Annotated in this window: 7 protein-coding genes and 4 pseudogenes; 5 read left to right on the top strand and 6 right to left on the bottom strand. The window is 63.1% G+C overall.

Annotated elements, in window-relative coordinates:
- Positions 1–230, bottom strand: a pseudogene (locus ACLQI9_RS01665) (VOC family protein); the annotation flags it as partial.
- Between the two features lie 105 nt (positions 231–335).
- Here ACLQI9_RS01665 and ACLQI9_RS01660 point away from each other — a divergent pair.
- Entirely contained in the window at positions 336–998 is a 663-nt protein-coding gene (locus ACLQI9_RS01660) for a TetR/AcrR family transcriptional regulator (protein ID WP_442390859.1), read from the top strand.
- 473 nt (positions 999–1,471) lie between these two features.
- On the opposite strand, the pseudogene ACLQI9_RS01655 reads toward ACLQI9_RS01660, so the two are convergent.
- Positions 1,472–1,762 (bottom strand): annotated as a pseudogene (locus ACLQI9_RS01655) (glycosyltransferase); the annotation flags it as partial.
- Between the two features lie 137 nt (positions 1,763–1,899).
- On the opposite strand from ACLQI9_RS01655, the pseudogene ACLQI9_RS01650 reads away from it, so the two are divergent.
- A pseudogene (locus ACLQI9_RS01650) lies at positions 1,900–2,626 on the top strand (GAP family protein).
- Here ACLQI9_RS01650 and ACLQI9_RS01645 read toward each other — a convergent pair.
- Entirely contained in the window at positions 2,594–2,929 is a 336-nt protein-coding gene (locus ACLQI9_RS01645) for a hypothetical protein (RefSeq protein WP_442375915.1), read from the bottom strand. The pseudogene ACLQI9_RS01650 and the gene ACLQI9_RS01645 sit on opposite strands and share 33 nt — an antisense overlap.
- Positions 2,930–3,035: 106 nt before the next feature.
- Positions 3,036–3,776 (bottom strand): IclR family transcriptional regulator, encoded by a 741-nt coding sequence (locus ACLQI9_RS01640; protein ID WP_442390857.1) that lies wholly within the window; start codon positions 3,774–3,776, stop codon positions 3,036–3,038.
- 175 nt (positions 3,777–3,951) lie between these two features.
- Between ACLQI9_RS01640 and ACLQI9_RS01635 the strand changes: the two are divergent.
- Both ACLQI9_RS01635 and ACLQI9_RS01630 read left to right on the top strand, forming a co-directional pair.
- A pseudogene (locus ACLQI9_RS01635) lies at positions 3,952–4,459 on the top strand (nitroreductase/quinone reductase family protein).
- Between the two features lie 77 nt (positions 4,460–4,536).
- A complete protein-coding gene (locus ACLQI9_RS01630) occupies positions 4,537–4,734 on the top strand; it encodes a hypothetical protein (protein WP_442390854.1) in 198 nt (65 codons plus the stop codon).
- Here ACLQI9_RS01630 and ACLQI9_RS01625 read toward each other — a convergent pair.
- Together ACLQI9_RS01625 and ACLQI9_RS01620 are read right to left on the bottom strand one after the other, a co-directional pair.
- A complete protein-coding gene (locus ACLQI9_RS01625) occupies positions 4,702–4,986 on the bottom strand; it encodes a transposase (protein WP_442390852.1) in 285 nt (94 codons plus the stop codon). The genes ACLQI9_RS01630 and ACLQI9_RS01625 overlap by 33 nt on opposite strands.
- Before the next feature lie 64 nt (positions 4,987–5,050).
- Positions 5,051–5,344, bottom strand: a complete 294-nt coding sequence (locus ACLQI9_RS01620; RefSeq protein ID WP_442390850.1) for a hypothetical protein — start codon at positions 5,342–5,344, stop codon at positions 5,051–5,053.
- Between the two features lie 1,019 nt (positions 5,345–6,363).
- Between ACLQI9_RS01620 and ACLQI9_RS01615 the strand changes: the two genes are divergently transcribed.
- Positions 6,364–7,623 (top strand): NAD(P)/FAD-dependent oxidoreductase (locus tag ACLQI9_RS01615; protein WP_442390848.1); only part of this gene is annotated, 1,260 nt, incomplete at its 3' end.

The following is a 7,623-nucleotide window of genomic DNA, read 5'->3' as shown; positions in this document are numbered from 1 at the left end:
GAGCCGGCATCGGTTCCCCGAAGCTGAAGCTCGTCCGGGGTGTGCAGCACCGTGCTGAACCCGAACGCCCGCGCGAAGGCTTCCGCGCGGACCAGGTCTGGTTTCTCGAACTCCAGCCAGGCCAGATCACGGACCTTGATCAGGGGGTTGCACGAGCGGCCCGGGTGCTCGCCCCGCAGCGCTCCCTGCTCGCTGTGCAGGTCTTTGTGGGCCTCGACGTGTGGTGTCACGGTGTCTCCTCGATCTACTGACGATATCGTCACTTACTTAACACCCCGCCGTCAAGCCTTTCTGACGAAATCCTCAATATTGATGTTCTCTGCTAACATCGGCGCATGACCGAGGCGCAACCAGTCGCCGACAACCGCCTGGAACGGCGCAAGATGCGCACCCGCGCGGCACTCGTCCGCGCCGCGCAGACTTTTGTCGCGGCCGGCAAACTCAACGTGCCGGTGCTCGAGATCACCCAGGCCGCGGACGTCGGGATGGGTTCGTTCTACAACCACTTCGACAGTAAGGAAGAGCTATACCAGGCGGCGGTCAACGAGGTGCTCGACGAACTCGGCGCGATACTCGACAAGCTCACCGCCGAAGGCGAGGATCCGGCGGAGACATTCGCCCGAAGTTTCCGGCTAATCGGGCGGCTGTTCAGGCGGCGCCCGGAGATGTGCCGGGTGCTTCTCAACGCCGGGTTGACGTTGATCTCCGCTGACCGCGGCCTGGCTCCGCGGGCTCTGCGTGACATCAGTGTCGCTGGGCGAGCCGACCGGTTCACCGTGGACGATCCTGAGCTCGCATTGGCGGTGGCAGGCGGCGCGCTGCTGGGGCTGGGCCAGCTGCTGCATGACCAAACCGAACGCAGCGATTCCGAGGCGGCCGATCGCGCCACCCGCGACGTGCTGATCATGTTCGGCCTGCCTGCCGACGAGGCCGCGGAGATCTGCCGTCGACCGCTGCCTGACCTCGACGAGCTGACCGAGCCCGACTCCGCGGCGTGACCTGCATCGACACGTTTGGTTGAGCGTGCTCGCGAATATCCCGTACAAGGTGATGGCGAAACTGGCGAGCCAGATACCCGTCGGCCGCGCCGGCCGCCCCCAATAGGTGGCCCGACGCTGAATCGCTTCGACGCGGCGCTGGGCAGCGTAGAGCTCTCGGATGTGTCGCGAACCTATCTTCGAGTTGAGGCCGATGTGCTGCGCGCGGTGATAGACCTATTTGCCGAACGTAGATGAGCGCATTGATTCTCTTGTCTCCGGGGCTTTCTCGACACCTGACACCTTCTATCCTCGGGACGCGCAGTGGCCTCCACATGTTGCATGCACTGTGCGATGGCGCTTGCAGGAAGGCGCAACGCCAATACAGTTGGAAAACCGAGCGATTCACAGGAAAATATTCTTACTTTCGCCGTCATGTCGCTGTGGCTCTTTGCGAGGAGCGCGACCGAATGGTCCGACTCCTGCGGGGTGATTCAGTCAGATGCTCGCGCTGGCTGACGAACTGAAGCTGGGGGCGCGCCGCTGAGAACGCGTTGCTCGATGAGTTCAGCGCCCCGAGCGACACCGCCGGTCGCTGCGAAACCCGCGGCGACCCGCCGCACGCCGTATGTCATCGCCTGTCGGACCTTAGCCGATAGCCGAGCCGCGGTCAGCTTCCTCGCCGGCGGACGGGTTCCGCAGCGCGCCACCTCCACCCGCCGTGCGACCTCGAATTGGTCCCGCCCAAACGGCACCACGCACACCGGAACGCCTCGGGCAAGGGCGAATGGCTGCCAGTTGTACCGACACCGAACGCTTCATCAGCCACACTGTAAATATGTCGATAGTAGCCCAGCTTCGGCGTCGCTGCAACGGTTTTCGCGTTAGCACAGCGACAGCCGCCGGGAATTAGGCCGGGGCTGTGTCCAGCGCAGTTCTCGCGCTGTCCCTGCTGGCCGCAATCGACCCGGTCCGGATCGGGATCACGGCGCTCTTGATTTCACGGCCAAGGCCCATGCTCAATCTGGTTGCCTTCTGGGTCGGCGGGATGGCAGCGGGAATTGTGGCCGCTGTGGGTGCGCTGCTCTTCCTACGCGACTTGACGCTTTCGGTTGAGACAGCATTGGTTTCGGCCGCCAGCAGCCGGAGTGTCGCATACCTGCAGTTTGCCATCGGTGCTAGCGGTGTCCCTCGCCGCGCTGATGCTGGCGCGCTTCGGGGCGCGTCAGCGCACAGCCGTGCCGGTGACCGGCGGTGAGTCCGCGGTCCTGCTGCTAGAGCCGAACGCACCGACCGGCTCCAGCCGATTGTCGATCCGCGGCCGGCTCGAAGGCGGGTCACTGGCGGTAGCGTTTGTCGCCTGCGTCGCATTGGCGACGCCGCCTGTCGAGTACATTGCGGCGATCATCGCGATCATGGCATCGGAACCCACTGCTGCTGCGCAAGTTGGCGCGGCCCTCATGTTCACCGTCGTGGCGTTTACGGTCGTCGAGGTCCCCCTGATTACCTATCTCACGTCGCCGCTACAGAAACTCGCCGTCGTGCGGCGGCTCAACGATTGGATAAGCGCGCGACGCCAGGCCATTCCCGCCATTATGATCGGCGCAATTGGTTTCCTACTTTTGGTTTCCGGCCTGGGCAAGGTCTGATGACCGGGGACCGGCATCGGCGGGCATCGCGGTGACCGTGATATCAGGTCGATCCGGCGCACCGCCGGCCACGAGGTCGTCGAGGTCGAGCAGTGCTCGCCCGCAGACCTCGTGTGCCTCCTCCGCGGACAGCCCGTACACCACGAGCAAGTCTTGAGCTAGCCGATCGGCGGGCTGCGCGGCGTCACGCTCGGGCTGATTGTGAAGCAGCTGTGTGAGCCCGAACAGCGCTGCTGCGGTCTGACGTTTCCTCAGAGTTGGGACAACGACTACTACACGCGCTCCCAATCCTTGATCGCCCACCGCGAAATGTCGTCGGCGCTAGCGCCCAATTGCGGTTACTGGTAGTAGTAGCGGGGCCTTCTGGCCAGCTGGACGATGCCGCGGGGCCCCGCGAACACGTTGTGGCTCAAGATGATTTGAGGCCATATTGAGGGCCGAGGGTGGCGACGGCCTTCTTGAGCTCTTCGCCGATCTCGTCGAGACGATCCGCTTGCGAGGCATCGACGGCCGCACTGATCGCCGCGATCAGACTCCCGTCGGGTGTCAGCAGGGGTGTGGCGACGGCAAACGCGTCCGCGAGCGTGACTCCCCGGTTAAAGGCCAGGCGGCGGGACCGGATCTCGGGGAGCTCGGCGAGGAATTGTTGTATCTCGCCTGCCTGTTCTGGACTAGCGAGGTCGAGGAGGCGGTACATCTCCTCGTCGGGGACGTTGGCGAGCAACGTTTTTCCGGCGGCGCTGGTATACAGCTGTCGACGGGCGTGGATGCGCGCGACGAACCTCAGGCTCGGTGATTCTTCGCCCACCAGGTCGGTGAAGATGATGGCGTCCCCGACGCGCACCCCGACGAGGACGGTGCAACCTAGAAGGTTTCCCACCTCGGCCACGAACTGGTGATCGAGTGACAGCGCGGCCAGCTTGTTCGCGCGGGCCGCGAGGACAAACGGCCCGGGCCCAAGATGAAATCGGCGCTCTCTCTCGACGAGATATCCGCGGGCAAGCAGTCCATTGGTCAGCTCTTGAACCGAGCTCTTCGCCGCATCCAGAGCGGCTGCCAGCTCGGGCAAGGTCACGCCCCGCGGGCTCAACGACACCGTCTCGAGGATCTCGATCACGCGGTCGACCGTGCGATGCGGGCGGGCAGGCATGCGGCTGACGCTAGCAAGCCCTTCCGACCAGTTCAGACAGGGACTTGCAAAGACGCGGAAATCGCAGTACCGTTTCGACGCGATCCGGATATGCGTTTATATATCCGTAAATATGTACAGCGGCTGACCCCGACCCTTCTGATAGGGCCCGGGCGGGATCGAAAGGTGGGCGACCATGAGTGAGCCGTATGAGCTGTATCTTCGCGCGATGCGGCGGGTCGGTCACTACCGCTGGTTCTCTCTATTCACTGAAGCACGTCGGCTCACGGGTAGACCGGGCGCTGATCCGCGCGAGCCGAGGCCGACTGTCCATGAGCGGTCCGCAGCTGACGACGATGTTGCTCACGACGAAAGGCAGAAGAAGCGGCAAAGACCGAACGGTTCCGCTGCACTACGTGCGGGATGGCAAGAATCTCGTCGCCGCTTGCGAGAACTTCGGGCTAGAAGCAGCCTCCAGTTGGCCGAAGAACCTACTCGCCAACCCAACGGCACGTATCGAGATCGGCGGCACCGCTGCAAACTATCTGTCGCGACCCGCGACAGAGGAAGAAGTCACGCGCAACGTACCGAGGCTTATCGAGATGTGGCCCGCGCATGACAGCCACATGGAGCGAAATGGCGTGCGCCAAGTGATTGTCTTCGAGCCGCTAAACCTGAGTGCCTCACCGGGTCGCCGAAAGTGATCCGGGTATCCGGTTCTCCATCCATAAATCAAAGGTGACGAGCTCTTCGCCGCGCGACACAAAGGACTCTCGTCACGATGACCATCCACAACGCCTCACCGAGCACCCCGAGCGATGATCTGCCACGGGTCGATCCTCCCGACCGGGTCAGCCCCCCGATCCGCGCCTACGCCGCCTTCTTGGCGACCGGCGTAGGCCGGTGGATCGCGAAGAACATCGCGCCAAGGATCGACCCATGGCTGCTACGAGCGACCGGCGTGCAGAAGTGGGCGTAGCCGGTAGTTGGTTTCGGAATCCGTGACCGAAACGCTTGTTTTTTTGATCAAGAGGTTGACGGCTTCGGTGGGTCCGTTGCTGACGCGGCCGGCGCTGAGGAAGGCCAGAAACTCCTCGCGCCAGGTGGTGATGGCACGCGCCAGCCGGGCGATTTCAGCGACGCCGGAGTCGATACAGTACACCGTCCAGTGATAGAGGCGAGCGGCCGCGTCGTCGCGATCTTGGCAGCGGTAAATGCCCGCAGCGCGCAATTGGCCGCCAGTTCGCCGAAGGGTCCGTCTGAATAAACCTTTGGTACGTCGGACCGCTCACGCGTCAAACAAGCCGCCGCATTCGTAGCGCGCGGGTCAGTTGGGTAGCTCGCCTCGGTGGCCGTCCAAATCGCTGGTCGAGGAGGATCCCGTAGCCGTTTTGGCGCATGCTGACCCGAAGTTCCCGAGTGGGGATATAGTCACGAAGCCAGGCCCGCAAGGTGTCTGCCTCTTCGATAACTGACGCGTTGTGCACACCCAACTGCCGCAGCAGCGCCGGGACGGATTCGGGTTGCGCCGTCCCTGCGTCAGTGTGGCCCGAGTAACCACCAATCGCGCGAAGGCCGCTTGCCGGCATGGTGCTAGTTGACGCAGATGGTGCCGTTGGCATGCGTGCCGTCGCCGGTAAGGCACCCATGGGGGGGATCTTTTGGCAGGCCAGGCGGGAGGCAGTTTTGTCTCTCGTTGTCCCAGTACCAGCCGTAAGGGCAGTCGGCTAGGTTCACCGCCGGCGGAGTCGTCCGCAGCGAGGCCAACCCGACACTCGCCGCAGCTAACCCGGCGGCTGCCCATAGAGCGATCCTAAGGTTTTTCATCTCCATCGTTCTCCTTGCACGCAGATCGGCGTCTCCGCGAACGTGACTTCTGTCAGGCTCGAAACGCCCTGCTAAGAGTGTCGCCGTCGACACGGGCGAAAACCTCCATGCCACCCGCAGTCCCATATACCGGCTAGCACCTATTTCACTTACTTGTTCGTCGAACGCGAAAGGTTCTGGAGCATGGTCGATTCCGACGATCCGTCATAACCGCGATCAGCCATCTCCCCAACGCGGCTCCTTGACCCGCGCGGACGCAGACGGAGATGCTTTGGCGCGCGCAAATGCGGGGCCATCGGATCCGGAGTCAACGATCGCTGCTCGGGTCAACGTGATCGATTGTGACGATTCGTCAGCGACCCAGCCTGTTCGGCATTGCGTTCCTTTGTCGCTTGGTCGGCTGCGCGTCAGATACGTTGTGCTTCTAGCACGTCCCGAGGCTACCTCGATCTGTTTTCACAACGCACACCGACGGCGTGCAGTACCGGCAACAGACATCGACGCGCTAACCGAACCGCTGAAAGATGTTGTGAACCAGCGCAATTCTGACGGTTCGTCAGGAGGTCGCCACTTTGCGCCACTTTACCTGCTGGCAGGTGTATCCATTTGCCGGTGGCGGTAACGACATCTCTTCGTCGAGCCCGCATGCTTTGAAACAGGTCGCGACAGCAAGGAGCTGCGGGTAATCGCTTGCCAAGAGCGATATCCAGCTGACCGCCCAGGAAGGGTCCAACGTGATCCGCCACCGCGAAGAGATGAGCCCCGTCAGGAGTAACGGAAGATGAGTCCCCAGACCGAAGTCACAGCTGAAACGAAGCGTCGGCATCAAGTCGTCATCATCGGATCGGGATTCGGCGGACTCAATGCCGCAAAGAAGCTCAAGCGGGCCGATGTCGACATCAAGATGATTGCGCGCACTACCCATCACCTGTTCCAGCCGTTGCTGTACCAGGTTGCGACGGGCGTCGTATCCGAAGGCGATATCGCCCCGCCTACCCGGCTGGTCCTGCGCAGGCAGCGCAATGTCCAGGTGCTGCTCGGTGACGTCACGCATATCGACCTGGCTGGGCGGTTCGTCGTATCGGACTTGCTCGGCCACACCTACGAAACCCCGTACGACACCCTGATCGTCGCCGCCGGAGCCGGGCAGTCGTACTTCGGCAACGACCATTTCGCCGAGTTCGCACCCGGCATGAAGTCGATCGACGACGCCCTGGAGCTGCGGGGCCGCATTTTGGGCGCATTCGAGGCGGCTGAACGGTCCCGCGATCCGGAACGACGCGCCAAGCTGCTGACCTTCACCGTCGTGGGAGCCGGCCCCACTGGTGTCGAAATGGCCGGGCAGATCGCCGAGTTGGCCGACTGCACTTTGAGGGGCGCGTTCCGGCACATCGACTCAACCAGGGCGCGGGTGATCCTGCTTGACACCGCCCCCGCCGTGTTGCGGCCATTTGGCGAGAAATTGGGTCAGCGGGCGGCCGCGCGGTTGCAGAAGATGGGCGTGGAGATCCAGCTGGGTGCGATGGTCACCGACGTCGACCGCGACGGCATCACGGTCAAGGACTCCGACGGGACCATCCGGCGCATCGAATCTGCTTGCAAGGTGTGGTCCGCCGGGGTCTCAGCCAGCGCGCTGGGCAGCGATCTTGCCGAGCAGTCATCTGTCGAACTCGACCGGTCCGGACGGGTCAAGGTGTTGCCCGACCTGTCCATCCCCGGCCATCCCAACGTGTTCGTCATCGGTGATATGGCGGCCGTCGAGGGCGTGCCGGGGGTGGCACAGGGCGCCATTCAGGGTGCCAAGTACGTGACCACCGCGATCAAGAGTGAACTCGCCGGCGCCGATCCGGCAGAACGTGAACCGTTCCAGTACTTCGACAAGGGTTCCATGGCCACGGTGTCACGATTTTCTGCGGTGGCCAAGATCGGTCCGCTGGAGTTCAGCGGCCTCATCGCCTGGTTCGCATGGTTCGTCTTGCACTTGGTCTACCTGGTCGATTTCAAGACCAAGGTCAGCACGCTGCTGTCGTGGACAGTGACC

Source organism: Mycobacterium sp. (assembly GCF_052143115.1).
Classification (GTDB): domain Bacteria; phylum Actinomycetota; class Actinomycetes; order Mycobacteriales; family Mycobacteriaceae; genus Mycobacterium.
The sequence above is the reverse complement of the archived record's forward strand: the minus strand, read 5'-3'. Positions and strand labels throughout refer to the sequence as shown.